Source organism: Rhodovulum sp. P5, from assembly GCF_002079305.1.
Lineage (GTDB): Bacteria > Pseudomonadota > Alphaproteobacteria > Rhodobacterales > Rhodobacteraceae > Rhodovulum.
This window is the reverse complement of the sequence record NZ_CP015039.1, coordinates 2429290-2442764: the sequence shown is the minus strand read 5'-3', so window position 1 is coordinate 2442764 and position 13475 is coordinate 2429290. Positions and strand designations below refer to the sequence as shown.

The following is a 13475-nucleotide window of genomic DNA, read 5'->3' as shown; positions in this document are numbered from 1 at the left end:
TGCAAAGGAATTCGCGGGCAAGCGTCGATGCACGGAAATGCGCGTTCAGAACGGGACATAGCGCCGGTCCGGGCGAAAGGCATCAAGGTCGATCCCCGGCGGCCGCCCTTCCACAAGGTCCGCAACGATCCGGCCGGTGATCCCGCCAAGCGTCAGGCCCAGATGCTGATGGCCAAAGGCGTGGATGACCCGCCGCGACGTGGCACCATAGCCGATCACCGGCAGGGAATCCGGCATCGTCGGCCGAAAGCCCAGCCAGTGGTCGTCGGGCTCTGGCAGGTCGCCGAACAACTCGGCCCCACGGCGGGCGAGATAGGCAAGGCGGCCGGGGTTCTCCGGTGCATCAAGACCGGCGATTTCGACCGTTCCCGCCAGCCGCAGACCGCGCGCCATCGGCACCGCGTAGAACCCGCCCTCGCCCCAGCCCACGGGGCGGGTCAGCCTGTGACCGTCGCCCTCGAACATCAGGTGATAGCCGCGTTCCGTGCCGAGCGGCAGGCCAGCGGTGCCCGCCCCGGCGATGCGCCCTGAAAACGCGCCCGCGGCGATGACGACATGTCCGGCGCGCACGGTTTCCGACCCAAGGGTCACATCGACGCCGTCCCGATCGGCGCGGACCGCCGATACCCGGGCCTTGCGTGTCGAACCGCCCAGTTCGGCAAAGCGTGCATGCATCCGCCGGACAAGCGCCTCGGGGTCGCGGATGTGGCGGGCGGCTGGATGGAACAAGGCCCGCGCGACCGGAACGGCAAGCCCCGGTTCCAGCGACCTTGCCTCTTCACCGGTGAGGTCTTCGCAAGGGATACCGAACCGCCGGCGAAGATCGCGTGCCGCGTCCACCTCCTTCGCGCCATCGCGGGTCGACCAGACCGACAACTGCCCACGGGAAACGAGCAGATCCTCGGCGCCGGCCGCGGCAATCAACGGGTCCAGCCCCGCATCCGCATGGGCGAGAAGCCCGGCCAGATGCCCGGCAATCCGGCGCGACGGCCGCGTCGTGCAGTTGGCCAGGAAGGACATCATCCACAGCGGATGGCGAAGGGCATGGAGATAAGAGACGGCAAGCGGGCTGTCGCGATCAAACATCAGGCGCGGAAGGTCGCGGATCACCGATGGATCGTTGAGCGGCTGGCACGCATAGGTCGCAAGCGTACAGGCATTGCCGGAGCTTGCCCCCGACCCCGGCGGGTTGGGATCGGCCAGCAGAACCTTGTGCCCGCGCATCCGCGCCCAAAGCGCCGCACTGGTGCCCACGATGCCGGCACCGGCGATGGCAATGTCGAAATCGGCCATACCGTGCGACTCTCCAATCCCCTGTCACATCGTGCATAACCCGGTCGGTTGGGCCAAACCAGACCGGCCAAGGGGCGGGAAAGCACGACCGGATCCGAGGCCCGCGCCCGATGATTTGGCGCGGTCGGCGACGCTTGCTTCCGGACCATCCGTGGCGCGGGTCATCGGCATTCCGACGGCGCGCGCAGCAGGCCCGCGCCAAAGACAGGGTCGCGGCCGACCGCCCCAAGATCCTCTGCACGGCGGCCGAGTTCGGCGCGCAGCGCGTCCACGTTCAACCGGGCAAGGCCCGGGTCCGCGGCCACGACGCCGGTGACGAAGGGGGCGGCCATCGATGTGCCGCTGGCCACGACCATTCGGCCGCCGGTCGTCAGCAGGATGTCGACCCCGGGCGCGGCGATGTCGACATGGTCCCCCCGGACGGCCTTTCGATAGATGGCGCCATCGGGGCCGACGGCTGTCACCGCAAGGGCGAAGGGGAAAGCCGCCGGGTATTGCGGCGGCGCCCCGCGGCCAAGATTGCCGACAGCGGCGACCAGCACCATCCCATCGGCAGCGGCGCGCCCCATCGCGCGGTTCATCAGCTTGTTGCGCGGTCCGGCAAGGCTGATGTTCACCACGTCCACGCCGTTCGCCGCCAGCCAGTCCATCCCGCGCAGGACCGACACCACCCCGGCGGCATCGCCCGCACCAAGGCCCGGATCGATGACATTGGCGCTGAAAAGCGTCGTGCCGCGCAGACGGTTCGGCCCGATCAGCAGGTCCGCCATGCGCGTGCCGTGATCGGTGACCGGTGGCGCGGTTCTGCCGGTGAAGGTTTCCTGCCGGATGCGCCCGTCGCTCAGACCCGGATGGTCGGCCGTCACCCCGGCATCGAGCAGGCCCACCCGGACCCGCGCGCGGCACCCACCGGACGGCCAGCCGATCATCCGGGCGGCATAGTCCCGGCTGCGCGTTGCATCGGCCTGCAACCTGTAGACGTGATGCGCCCCCGCCGTCACACCCGGCACGGCAGCCTCGATCTCGGCAATGGCCTCGGGGATCGTGGTTCCGTCGGGAATGCCGAACACGACAAGCGTGTCATCCAGATCGCGCAGCGGAAAGACATCGCGCAGGGTGTAGCCGCGGGCCTCGGCCCTGGCGATCAGCGTCGCGGGGGCCTGTGCCGTCAGGACGATCAGTTCCTGCGGGTCCACCACGGCCGGGGCAGACCCACGGGTGACCGGCCCGCCGGGCTGGCCGGTCGGTGTGCAGGAGGCGACGATCAACAGAAGCAGGACAAGGGACAAAAGGCGCATGGTCTTACTCCTCCGCCACCAGATCGACGAGCGGAGACGCCGCCAGCATCGCGCGGGCCGCATCGCGCGCCTCCGCGCTCTCAAATGCAAGACGGTACAGCCCGAGTGCGCCGGGCCCGTCCACGATGCGGGCGCCGCTCTCGCGCAGCAGGGTCTGGACATCGCCCATGGGCGCGGAGTCCACGAACCCCACACCCAAACCGAAGTCCGCCGCATGCTCTGACACCGTGCGGAAGACCGGGGCGTTGTTCGGCCCCTGCGTCAGTGCGATATAGGTGCCCTGCCCCAGAACCAGCGCGCCGAGGAAGACTGCGGCGATGCGCCAAAGATGCGTCCGCCCCGGCGCGGGCCGAGATGTTCTGGAAAGCTCCTTCTCAAGCCGCCGCCATCCGAATTCGCGGGTATCGGGCCCGTCACTCGCCGTCGCCAGCGCGCCCTTCAGCCCGCCCATCAGCGCCAGTTCAGCCCGCAAGGCTGGATCGTCCGCGGCGGCCGCTTCGATCCTTGCGGCGTCTTCGGGGCCCGCCTCACCGCGCAGATGGGCCAGCAGCATCTCTTCACTCAGTCCGTCGGGCCGGTCCATTCTCGCCTCCATCGCGGGTTTCGGTGCTCGTGAAGGTTGGTCGTGCGAGCGGGCGAAAGGTTCAAAATCATGTCTGGCCATCCCGCGACAGGCAGCGGAGCAGCAATTGCTTGGCGTGGTAGATCCGGCTTTTGACGGTGCCCTCGGGGACGGATTCAATGCCGGCGATCTCACCCAGGGTCATGTCTTCGTAATAGGCGAGGTGCACGACGGCCCGCTGCCGCTCCGGCAGGGCCTCCACGCAGGCGCGCAGGCGGGCGGCATCCTGCACCGCACCCAGTGCCGCTTCAGGGTCGGGGTCGCTGTCGGGGATCTCCTCATCCGGGGCACCAAGGGTCACGCGGGCTTGCTTGCGGATGTGATCCACGGTCTTGTTCCGCGCCATCGACAATATCCATGACAGAACGGTGGAGCGCCCCTGGAACCCGGCCGCGGCATGCCAGACGGTCAGCATCGTGTCCTGCACGATATCGGCGACCTCGGCCTCGTCACGCACGCGGGACCGCACGAACCGGGTCACCGCGTCGGCATGGGCCATATAGAGCGCCTTCATCGCCGCCATGTCGCCCTCGGCGACGCGGGCCAGAAGGACAGCATCAGCGGGCCGTTCTTCGTTGGAATCCTGACGTTGAGATGCGCGCATGGGCAGAGGATAGAACGGGCAAGGAAGGGCTGCCAAATGCGAAATGGGCGCGTCCGCTGCAAAGACGTGATGGCACCGCAGAAGCGGCGGCAAAGACACCATCCCGGCGCAAAATCACGCCGGCACGGTCATTCTTCCGACATCGGACGAAAGGGAGGAGCCCCCTTGTGCATAGCCCGGCACTGAGGCCTCGAACCGTCCATTTCGGATCGCGGACCGAGACGGCAGCCGATACCCGCATTGGGCCAATCCGTTCTGCGCCAAGAGTGAGACAGCCATCCGCAAACGTCGCGCGTCCTTTATGAGGGCGTGAGGTAGGCAAACTGCGAGACGCGGGAACGCCTTTGCATGGCGAGTGATGAGTATCCGCCGGTCAGGCCGCCATGAGCCCGTCTATCCTGCCCGACCACGCACCGCATCTGCCTCGGATCATCCGGGCCGTTCCGCCTTCTTTGAAGAACGGAACAATCAGAATGGTTGGCCGATTGTTTGGACAGCCCTAGTTAGTCGCGCAGTTGACGACTTTTCGGACCATTATTCCATTGAAAGTAAATGGAGGCGAGTACCGGAATCGAACCGGTGTACACGGATTTGCAAGACTAGGTATGAGACTGAATTAAAAGGATTAAATGCGTAGACAGCGGCTAGTATTGTGAAGAACATAGGGTGAAAGTTTAGAGGGCGCGGAACTCGCTTGATCGTTCGAAATAGCCGCAATCTTCAGGCCATCCGCTCCAGACACAGTGCTGCGGCTATTGCGCTTCAAGATTCCAAATTCGCAGCGCGATGCGCGTTTCGAAACACGGTCGATCAATGGCCGACATCCGGATTGGGAGGGTGAGACCAAGCGTCCAGTTCTTAACACTTTCTCGATTGAACTTTGGCCGCTACGCTGAGGGATATTCCTCTCAAAGCAAACGGAGCCTGCTTTGCTGAAACTGGTAATTCGCACGTTGTTCAAGGCAGCTGCGAAGCAGCGAAAACGGCAGGCGCGCCCACGCCCTGCGCCAAGCGTCCCAACACCTGCGTCAGATCAGCGGTCGGTGTCGGTTTCCTGTGTCGCCGACCAGTCATCAGCGCCCGCCTCCTGCCCGTCCACGCTGACCGGTAAATGCTATGTCATCGACGGCGACACGATACAGATCGGAAAAGTCAGACTGAGGCTTGCGGGCATTGATGCGCCGGAACTTGATCACCCTTGGGGCAAGAAGGCCAAGTGGGAGCTGGTCCAGCTCTGCAAGGGAAGGGTCATAACGGCGGAGATTGAACCGGAAATCTCTTATGATCGCGTCGTCGCAACCTGTTTTTTGCCCGACGGTCGTGACCTTAGCGCCGAAATGGTCACGCGGGGGCTGGCCCTCGACTGGCCAAAGTTCTCTGGCGGGAAGTATGCTCATCTAGAGCCAGATGGCGTGCGAAAGAAGCACTGGAAAGCCGCCGCAAGACAGCGCGGAAATATGAGCGTATTTCACAAGTGAAAGGCGTCCTCAGCCCTTCCTTCACACCGCAGCGAACGACGGCCCCGAGCCGAAATACCCACCGTGCAGGCGCGGCACTTCACGGGTGCAGCGAGAGTGCGCTGGCAAAGCCGGCCCAGAGCCGGCATCCGAACTTCGACAAAATCCGGGGGAATCTGCGTGAGCGCGTTCAGCGCAGGTATGGGATTTCAATAGCTTAAGGCGCGCGAGGTGGGCAGTTCGGCCGAAGTCGTGTAGTTACACGTTATGATGTTTAAGACCCTATGAATGCGCCCAAACGTGCGATATCCTGCATGCCATGTTCACGCGCATCACCGAGAGCGGCGGGCGTCGCTATCTGCAGATTGTCGAGTCCTTCCGTAACGAGGCGGGCAAGCCCCGGCTGCGCGTCGTGGCCAATCTGGGGCGCGTGGACGGGATGAAGGATGGCCAGCTCGATGCGCTGATCCGGGGGCTCAGTCGCGCCGCGGGTCGGGTCGAGCCCGAGAAGGCCGAGATCACCTACGAGGCGGCGCGCAGCTATGGCGACGTCTTTGCCCTGCACGAGTTGTGGAAGGACCTTGGTTTCGATCATGCCCTCGGCCGTGCGCTGCGTTCCGGCAAGCGGAAAGTCGACGTGGAGGCGCTGGTCCGCGCCATGGTGTTCAATCGGTTGTGCGACCCCACAAGCAAGCTTGGCTGCCTGCGCTGGCTGGAAACGGTCGCGATGCCCGCGATGCCGGACACCGTCACGCATCAACATCTGCTCCGCGCCATGGATGCGCTGATGGACCATGCCGAGCGGGTCGAGATGGAACTGGCCAGACAAATCCGTCCGCTGGTCGATCGGGACCTGGCCGTGGTCTTCTACGACCTGACCACGGTGCGCATCCATGGCGACGGAGAGGTTGACGACGACCTCCGCGCCTATGGCATGAACAAGGAAACCGGTGGCATCGCCCGGCAATTCGTGCTCGGCGTCGTGCAAACCGCCGACGGCCTGCCGCTCATGCACACGGTCCACCCCGGCAATGTCGGGGAGACGAAAACCCTGCAGGGCATGCTGCAGACGGTGTTGCAGCGGTTTCCCGTGCAGCGTGTCATCCTGGTCGCCGACCGTGGCCTGCTCAGCCTTGAAAACATCGACGAACTGACCGCCCTGGCCGATCAGGACGACCGCAAGCTGGAGTTCATCCTCGCCGTCCCCGCCCGTCGCTATGCCGATCTGGTCGAGACCTTTCGGGGCCTTGCCTTCGACGAAGGCGGCCTGGCGGAAAGCAATTTTGCCGGCCATCGCCTGATCGTCGCCCATGATCCCGTTCGAGCCGCCGACCAATCCGAACGACGTCGCGCCCGCATCGCCGAACTTGAAGCCCAGGCCGAAAAGATGGTCGCCAAGCTCGATGCGCAAGACGACGGCCAGACGGCGCGGGGCCGCCGCGCCTCCGACCGCGGCGCCTATAGCCGCTTCACGCGCGCCGTGGCCGAGGCCGAACTGACCCGGTTCCTCAAGGCAGACCTGCAGGCCGACCGGTTCAGCTACAGCATCGACGAAGACGCCGTCGCCCGAGCCGAACTCTTCGACGGCAAGCTCGCCCTGCTGACCAATGCCCCCGACCTGACGCCGACCGCAACCGTGACCCGCTACAAGTCGCTGGCCGATATCGAACGCGGCTTCCGCGTCCTGAAATCCGATATCGAGATCGCCCCCGTCCACCATCGGCTGCCCGACCGCATCCGCGCCCACGCGCTGATCTGCTTTCTCGCCCTCGTCCTCTACCGCGTCATGCGCATGCGGCTGAAGGCAAAAGGACATGACGCCAGCCCACGAACCGCCCTCGACATGCTCGCGCGCATCCACCGCCACGAAGCCCGGATCGCCGACCGAAAGCTCGACGGCCTCACCACCCCGACCCCCGAACAACTGGACCTCTTCGACACCCTGAACCTGCCAAAACCCGCCTGATCACCCTCGCGTAGTTACATTTTGGCCAATCTCGCCATAACGATATCAATCACTTACGCGTTTTACTGGTGAACTTGAGCGGCATGCGTGAATCGCACAGAGAAAAGCTGTCGCTCAGCCCTTTTCAGCCTCTCGCGAACGTCCCACTGCTGCGGCACAGAGCACCTGAAGCTTACCCGGTTTCAGAAACCCATTTGAGCGTAGTACGGGTCCCCGAACTTCGACAAAATCCGGGGGAATCTGCGTGAGCGCGTTCAGCGCAGGTATGGGATTTCAATAGCTTAAGGCGCGCGAGGTGGGCAGTTCGGCCGAAGTCGTGTAGTTACACGTTATGATGTTTAAGACCCTATGAATGCGCCCAAACGTGCGATATCCTGCATGCCATGTTCACGCGCATCACCGAGAGCGGCGGGCGTCGCTATCTGCAGATTGTCGAGTCCTTCCGTAACGAGGCGGGCAAGCCCCGGCTGCGCGTCGTGGCCAATCTGGGGCGCGTGGACGGGATGAAGGATGGCCAGCTCGATGCGCTGATCCGGGGGCTCAGTCGCGCCGCGGGTCGGGTCGAGCCCGAGAAGGCCGAGATCACCTACGAGGCGGCGCGCAGCTATGGCGACGTCTTTGCCCTGCACGAGTTGTGGAAGGACCTTGGTTTCGATCATGCCCTCGGCCGTGCGCTGCGTTCCGGCAAGCGGAAAGTCGACGTGGAGGCGCTGGTCCGCGCCATGGTGTTCAATCGGTTGTGCGACCCCACAAGCAAGCTGGGCTGCCTGCGCTGGCTGGAAACGGTCGCCATGCCGGCGATGCCGGACACCGTCACGCATCAACATCTGCTCCGCGCCATGGATGCGCTGATGGACCATGCCGAGCGGGTCGAGATGGAACTGGCCAGACAAATCCGTCCGCTGGTCGATCGGGACCTGGCCGTGGTCTTCTACGACCTGACCACGGTGCGCATCCATGGCGACGGAGAGGTTGACGACGACCTCCGCGCCTATGGCATGAACAAGGAAACCGGTGGCATCGCCCGGCAATTCGTGCTCGGCGTCGTGCAAACCGCCGACGGCCTGCCGCTCATGCACACGGTCCACCCCGGCAATGTCGGGGAGACGAAAACCCTGCAGGGCATGCTGCAGACGGTGTTGCAGCGGTTTCCCGTGCAGCGTGTCATCCTGGTCGCCGACCGTGGCCTGCTCAGCCTTGAAAACATCGACGAACTGACCGCCCTGGCCGATCAGGACGACCGCAAGCTGGAGTTCATCCTCGCCGTCCCCGCCCGTCGCTATGCCGATCTGGTCGAGACCTTTCGGGGCCTTGCCTTCGACGAAGGCGGCCTGGCGGAAAGCAATTTTGCCGGCCATCGCCTGATCGTCGCCCATGATCCCGTTCGAGCCGCCGACCAATCCGAACGACGTCGCGCCCGCATCGCCGAACTTGAAGCCCAGGCCGAAAAGATGGTCGCCAAGCTCGATGCGCAAGACGACGGCCAGACGGCGCGGGGCCGCCGCGCCTCCGACCGCGGCGCCTATAGCCGCTTCACGCGCGCCGTGGCCGAGGCCGAACTGACCCGGTTCCTCAAGGCAGACCTGCAGGCCGACCGGTTCAGCTACAGCATCGACGAAGACGCCGTCGCCCGAGCCGAACTCTTCGACGGCAAGCTCGCCCTGCTGACCAATGCCCCCGACCTGACGCCGACCGCAACCGTGACCCGCTACAAGTCGCTGGCCGATATCGAACGCGGCTTCCGCGTCCTGAAATCCGATATCGAGATCGCCCCCGTCCACCATCGGCTGCCCGACCGCATCCGCGCCCACGCGCTGATCTGCTTTCTCGCCCTCGTCCTCTACCGCGTCATGCGCATGCGGCTGAAGGCAAAAGGACATGACGCCAGCCCACGAACCGCCCTCGACATGCTCGCGCGCATCCACCGCCACGAAGCCCGGATCGCCGACCGAAAGCTCGACGGCCTCACCACCCCGACCCCCGAACAACTGGACCTCTTCGACACCCTGAACCTGCCAAAACCCGCCTGATCACCCTCGCGTAGTTACATTTTGGCCAATCTCGCCATAACGATATCAATCACTTACGCGTTTTACTGGTGAACTTGAGGGGTCCTTCTTGAGCGCGGGGTGATCCACATGGAGGTTAGGAGCCAATGCTGCGCTGCTGACGTTTTTCGCCACCGCCAGTAGAATCAGGACCTTGGGAAAGAAAAGTGCCTGAGGAAAGGTGTGATTTGGAGCTTTGATGTAGGCTTTGAGGGATTGAGTAAAGCTCGTCGAGCTACTTATCGACAGCAGATACTCGTACACGTCTTCGGCATCTGGCGAGTTTAAACTGCGAAGGAAGTCGAGATATTTCCCCCATTCGGATTCCCCAATGAATAGAGATGTCAGGCCCGCCGCGGCTCGGCTGAGCCAGAAGTCATCTGAAATTCGTTCGACGTTGTTATCCAGAAGTCTTTGTATTTTTGAGCGAGCGAGAAAGCGCGCTGACACAAATATTGCACTGTGCAAGCCAATATCGCTCGTCGAAGCAGCGAGCTTACAAAACTCCTCCGCTCGCAACGTGCATGCGTGGGTCTTTCGAAACTTAGCGTGAAGCATGAAGCCAGCGACATCTACATATGCAGCATCGTCGACGAACACGCCACTTTTCACCATTGTGATCAATTTCTTGAGGACTGTGTTTCCTCTACGTGTCCTTGAGAGGTATCGCAGCGCTGTCGGTCGCATAGATGGATTGTACTCGACCTGCCAGAGAAGGTCCTCATCACTGACAGCGCCTCCCACCTCGTAGATCAAACTCAATACACGCTTGTGGATTTTCGGCCCATTGCCCCGAATGAAACGGGAATTCTCGCCCGGCCCGCCATCGGGGGACCGGTGAAGCCAGGTCTCATATTTCGATGTCAAGATTGCCTTGGCAAGAGTTAGGAATCGCCCCTTCTCGGTAAACGCTTCTATCCGCGACAGAGTCATATTTTCAGATATGCAGAAATGCGTGAAGGCCTCTTGCCGTGATAATATTCGAGTTTTTGAAGAGTTGAGCCTGAGTTGGCGTGATTGCAGGGTCAGGTCAATATCCCGAACAATGGCTTTGGCTTTCTCAACACAAGCCACGCCAACATCTATGTCATCCATGAATCTAGCGTAGTTAGAGACCGCTGAGTGCTCGCAAACCTTGTCCACCTCATAGAGCATAGCGTTCGCCAAAACACGTGTGGCTGATGTCTCAATCTGAGGCATACCCACTTGTGTCAAAGGCATGAAATCTGGCGTCCATGTTAGGCGGTTCAATACATGAATTAGGAGGTCGAGAATAGACTCCCGGATGTCCGCCAGCGAAGAGACGATGTTTCTTAAATGTTGAAAGTTGATGAAGTCGTAGAAGTTCGCCACATCAGTAATGACTATGTAGTCATTCTCCTTTGCAAAGCCAAAGATGCTTTTCTGAAACTTCTTCCAGCTTGCAAAGGACCCGTACTCAAAGTCGCTTTGCCTGAAACCCTTCGCAAATTTTCCGTCGTCTGGCTCGAAGAATGCTGACTTGCTCGGAGCTTTGAGTTTCAATTCGAAGTAGACCGACCTAGAAAGCCTTTCCAGAACGAGCAGGTCTCTTGGGTGTATCAAGGTCATTTGACGGCAAAGGCCGCGAGATTTTTCAGTCAGGTATCTCTTCGGCCTTCGGACGACATAGCTCCCTTCGCTGACCTCTCTTCGAACACGTTGAAGTAGGTGCGATATATCTTGGTCAATGTCTCTATACTCAATTGCATCAAATACGAGTTGCTTCCTTATTTGCGGCTTCGTTCGCCTTTTCCACTCATCCTTCAACAGGCTGATATCGAAAACATCCCTGATATCATCTTTTAGAAACTGAAACTTCGGAGATTGCAAAACAGGCCTCGCACGTTGTTCGCTTAGTTATCGGACCGCGTGAACTCGCTGGCAAGAGGGGGACTTGATCGTGAAGACTTTGTTGCACTCTGGCGCGTCGAGATTGTAAATGCGAGGCCCAGATCAAGTCACCTGATAAACGGCCACGTGCGTATCGCTGCCATTCGAGCGGACAGTGGCGTACGGGAGGTCTCTGCCCCTACCTTGCTCGTTTCTCACAGCCCTAGCGCAAATCGAGCGCGGGCGGCGAACGGCCGGAAAGCCCCGCCGGGCAAACCTGAGCGCCGATGACAGCGAATGTCTGGAGTATGGCCTCCGCCTACCCGCTATGTCACCTGGCTCAGCCGGGCGCCTGAAGGAAACGTGTGCCGATTCCATGGGTTATACTTTAAGGGCGAGGGTTTGAAAGCGAACTGAGGGGCCTTCGACGCAGTCGTTTTTGCGTCGGCCTAGCCCTCTCACGCGAGACAAATTCGAGATCGCTATTCCGCGAAGCACAAAGCTAGTTCGAAGCTCTCTAATCACCGCTGCGCTGCTGGCCCTGCAGACCGCCTTCCATGGCAAGCAGGCACACGATGTGAGGGCTGACGCGAGCCTCCCACCCCCGGAGACGCAAGGATCGGAGGGGGCGGGAGGCGGCCCACATACACACACCTCTTGTCAGTGGTTGCACTTAGTGACACCGATCCCGACTAGGGTCACTTGGGGATTTGGTGCACCATCAGGCGGGATCGGGTCACGTATGCATCGGAAAATAGTAGTGGCAGCGGCACGCGTTTGTTTGTGTGTGCCGCGTCCCACAACTGGGATCAGGCGCACAATTCGGGCGCCGGAACGGCGCTATCGGGTAACGAATTGTTACAAAAGCGCTGTTGCACTTAGTGACACCTCCGCAAAGTTGTTGTTGCTGCGTTCCGAGCTCGCTGCCTATCGAGGACCTATCAGTGCTTTGCATGAGGAGAGCTTCCTCATTCAGCCAACAGGATGCGCAAAACCAACGCGGAAGGGAGCGAGAGGAACGTGGCAGGAAGCAGTCTGGAAAAGAAGGCGCTTGATCTGCTCAATGCGCTGGAGGGTGCGGGCAAGTCGGTAAGCCGGATCGCAGTGGAGGGACGTAGGATCGAGATTGTGCTAACCTCAGACACGATGGCTGACGAATTCGACAGAATCGATATGCGCCATGGCAAAACGTGAGCTTCCAAAACACGTTTACCGCCAGCGGAACGGTCTGTACTTCCAGCGCCGGGGGTGGCCGTCGCGGAAGCTGCAAAACGAATTTGGAACTCCCGAGTTTTGGCAGGAGTATGCAGATATTCTTGCGGGTGAAGCACCGCCCAAGCGGGTCATCACTCGGAATTTCGCTGCCCTCGTCAAAGACTACCGTGGGTCACCAAGATACCGGAAGCTCAAACCGCGCACGGCACTGGATTACGACAAGTACCTCGACTTCTTCTGCTCGATCATGGGCGAGGCCAATCCTGCGAACATGATGCGCAAGGACGTCATCCGGCTTCGGGATGCGAATGCCGACAAGGCCTACTTCGCAAACTACTCACTGCGCGTCCTACGGGTCCTCATGGAGCATTGCGTTGATTTGGGCTGGCGAGACACCAACCCTGCCAAGGGTGTCCAGGAGCTCAAGACGGCGCGCAAGGAGCGCGAACCTTGGCCCAGAGAGTTGCTCGAAGCCTACCGCACCAGCTGCCCGCTGGGTACGCGTGAGCGCCTCGTCATGGAGCTCTGTGTTGGCACCGGGCAGCGAATTGGCGATGTGCTGGAAATGCGCTGGTCCGACATTCAAGATGGCGGAGTCGTCATTCGCCAGAACAAGACCGGCAAGGAACTCTGGGTTCCGATCTTGCCAGAGTTGCAAGCCGCACTCGATGCCTCCACGCGGCTTTCGGTCTTCATCCTGACCAACGAACGGGGAACGAACCGTTGGTCATATCGCGGGGCCTCACAGGCCGTCAGGAAGGTCAGGGACACCATTGGCGCGCTGGACTATGACATTCACAGCTGGCGCTACAACGCGGCCTGTGAGCTCGTAGAAGCGGGCTGCGGGGACGATCTGGTCGCGGCCGTAACGGGCCAGAGTCCGGCAATGGTGCTGCACTACACCAAGAAGGTGCGTCAGAAGGTCCGCGCCTTGCAGGCCCAGCAAAAACGAACTGAACAAAGCAGCCCGCGCTAGGCAGGCTGCGTTACATCGGAACGCCTTCACATCGCTAGCCATGAGCTTCCTCGGGTCAGGCCGACTAGCGCCTGAGCTCGTCTATCTTGCGCGATCACGCGCCTCATATGCGTCTGATCATCCGGGCCGTTCCGCCTTCTGTATA

Annotated in this window: 10 protein-coding genes; 5 read left to right on the top strand and 5 right to left on the bottom strand. The window is 61.6% G+C overall.

The window, feature by feature from the left end; genetic code table 11:
• Positions 1 to 45: 45 nt before the first annotated feature.
• The 4 genes from RGUI_RS11800 to RGUI_RS11790 form a co-directional block, all read right to left on the bottom strand.
• Complete coding sequence (locus tag RGUI_RS11800) at positions 46 to 1293, bottom strand: FAD-binding oxidoreductase (protein ID WP_081533244.1); 1248 nt, start codon at positions 1291 to 1293, stop codon at positions 46 to 48.
• A gap of 161 nt (positions 1294 to 1454) precedes the next feature.
• Entirely contained in the window at positions 1455 to 2591 is a 1137-nt protein-coding gene (locus RGUI_RS11795) for a S8 family serine peptidase (RefSeq protein WP_172841134.1), read from the bottom strand.
• A 4-nt stretch (positions 2592 to 2595) separates the two neighbouring features.
• Positions 2596 to 3174, bottom strand: coding sequence for a hypothetical protein (locus RGUI_RS21715; protein WP_172841133.1), 579 nt, complete (start codon positions 3172 to 3174; stop codon positions 2596 to 2598).
• 67 nt (positions 3175 to 3241) lie between these two features.
• A complete protein-coding gene (locus RGUI_RS11790; protein ID WP_172841132.1) occupies positions 3242 to 3817 on the bottom strand; it encodes an RNA polymerase sigma factor in 576 nt (191 codons plus the stop codon).
• A 929-nt stretch (positions 3818 to 4746) separates the two neighbouring features.
• Here RGUI_RS11790 and RGUI_RS22165 point away from each other — a divergent pair.
• From RGUI_RS22165 to RGUI_RS11775, 3 genes are all read left to right on the top strand, one after another.
• Complete coding sequence (locus RGUI_RS22165; RefSeq protein WP_253798306.1) at positions 4747 to 5295, top strand: thermonuclease family protein; 549 nt, start codon at positions 4747 to 4749, stop codon at positions 5293 to 5295.
• 298 nt (positions 5296 to 5593) lie between these two features.
• Positions 5594 to 7240, top strand: coding sequence for an IS1634 family transposase (locus RGUI_RS11780; RefSeq protein ID WP_081532493.1), 1647 nt, complete (start codon positions 5594 to 5596; stop codon positions 7238 to 7240).
• Between the two features lie 383 nt (positions 7241 to 7623).
• A complete protein-coding gene (locus RGUI_RS11775; RefSeq protein ID WP_081532493.1) occupies positions 7624 to 9270 on the top strand; it encodes an IS1634 family transposase in 1647 nt (548 codons plus the stop codon).
• A gap of 45 nt (positions 9271 to 9315) precedes the next feature.
• Here RGUI_RS11775 and RGUI_RS11770 read toward each other — a convergent pair whose 3' ends face one another.
• Complete coding sequence (locus RGUI_RS11770) at positions 9316 to 10878, bottom strand: RNA-directed DNA polymerase (protein WP_081533241.1); 1563 nt, start codon at positions 10876 to 10878, stop codon at positions 9316 to 9318.
• Positions 10879 to 12123: 1245 nt separating this feature from the next.
• Here RGUI_RS11770 and RGUI_RS11765 point away from each other — a divergent pair.
• On the top strand, positions 12124 to 12333 hold the full coding sequence (locus tag RGUI_RS11765; protein WP_081533240.1) for a hypothetical protein: 210 nt from the start codon (positions 12124 to 12126) through the stop codon (positions 12331 to 12333).
• Positions 12320 to 13330, top strand: coding sequence for a site-specific integrase (locus RGUI_RS11760; RefSeq protein ID WP_081533239.1), 1011 nt, complete (start codon positions 12320 to 12322; stop codon positions 13328 to 13330). Before RGUI_RS11765 ends, RGUI_RS11760 begins: the two co-directional genes overlap by 14 nt.
• Positions 13331 to 13475 lie beyond the last annotated feature (145 nt).

Bases quoted from the DNA above. Each gene is read 5' to 3' on its own strand.
- RGUI_RS11760 (WP_081533239.1), top strand. From the start codon at position 12,320: ATGGCAAAACGTGAGCTTCCAAAACACGTTTACCGCCAGCGGAACGGT.
- RGUI_RS11795 (WP_172841134.1), bottom strand. From the start codon at position 2,591: ATGCGCCTTTTGTCCCTTGTCCTGCTTCTGTTGATCGTCGCCTCCTGC.
- RGUI_RS11790 (WP_172841132.1), bottom strand. From the start codon at position 3,817: ATGCGCGCATCTCAACGTCAGGATTCCAACGAAGAACGGCCCGCTGAT.
- RGUI_RS21715 (WP_172841133.1), bottom strand. From the start codon at position 3,174: ATGGACCGGCCCGACGGACTGAGTGAAGAGATGCTGCTGGCCCATCTG.
- RGUI_RS11800 (WP_081533244.1), bottom strand. From the start codon at position 1,293: ATGGCCGATTTCGACATTGCCATCGCCGGTGCCGGCATCGTGGGCACC.
- RGUI_RS11765 (WP_081533240.1), top strand. From the start codon at position 12,124: ATGCGCAAAACCAACGCGGAAGGGAGCGAGAGGAACGTGGCAGGAAGC.
- RGUI_RS11775 (WP_081532493.1), top strand. From the start codon at position 7,624: ATGTTCACGCGCATCACCGAGAGCGGCGGGCGTCGCTATCTGCAGATT.
- RGUI_RS11780 (WP_081532493.1), top strand. From the start codon at position 5,594: ATGTTCACGCGCATCACCGAGAGCGGCGGGCGTCGCTATCTGCAGATT.
- RGUI_RS11770 (WP_081533241.1), bottom strand. From the start codon at position 10,878: ATGACCTTGATACACCCAAGAGACCTGCTCGTTCTGGAAAGGCTTTCT.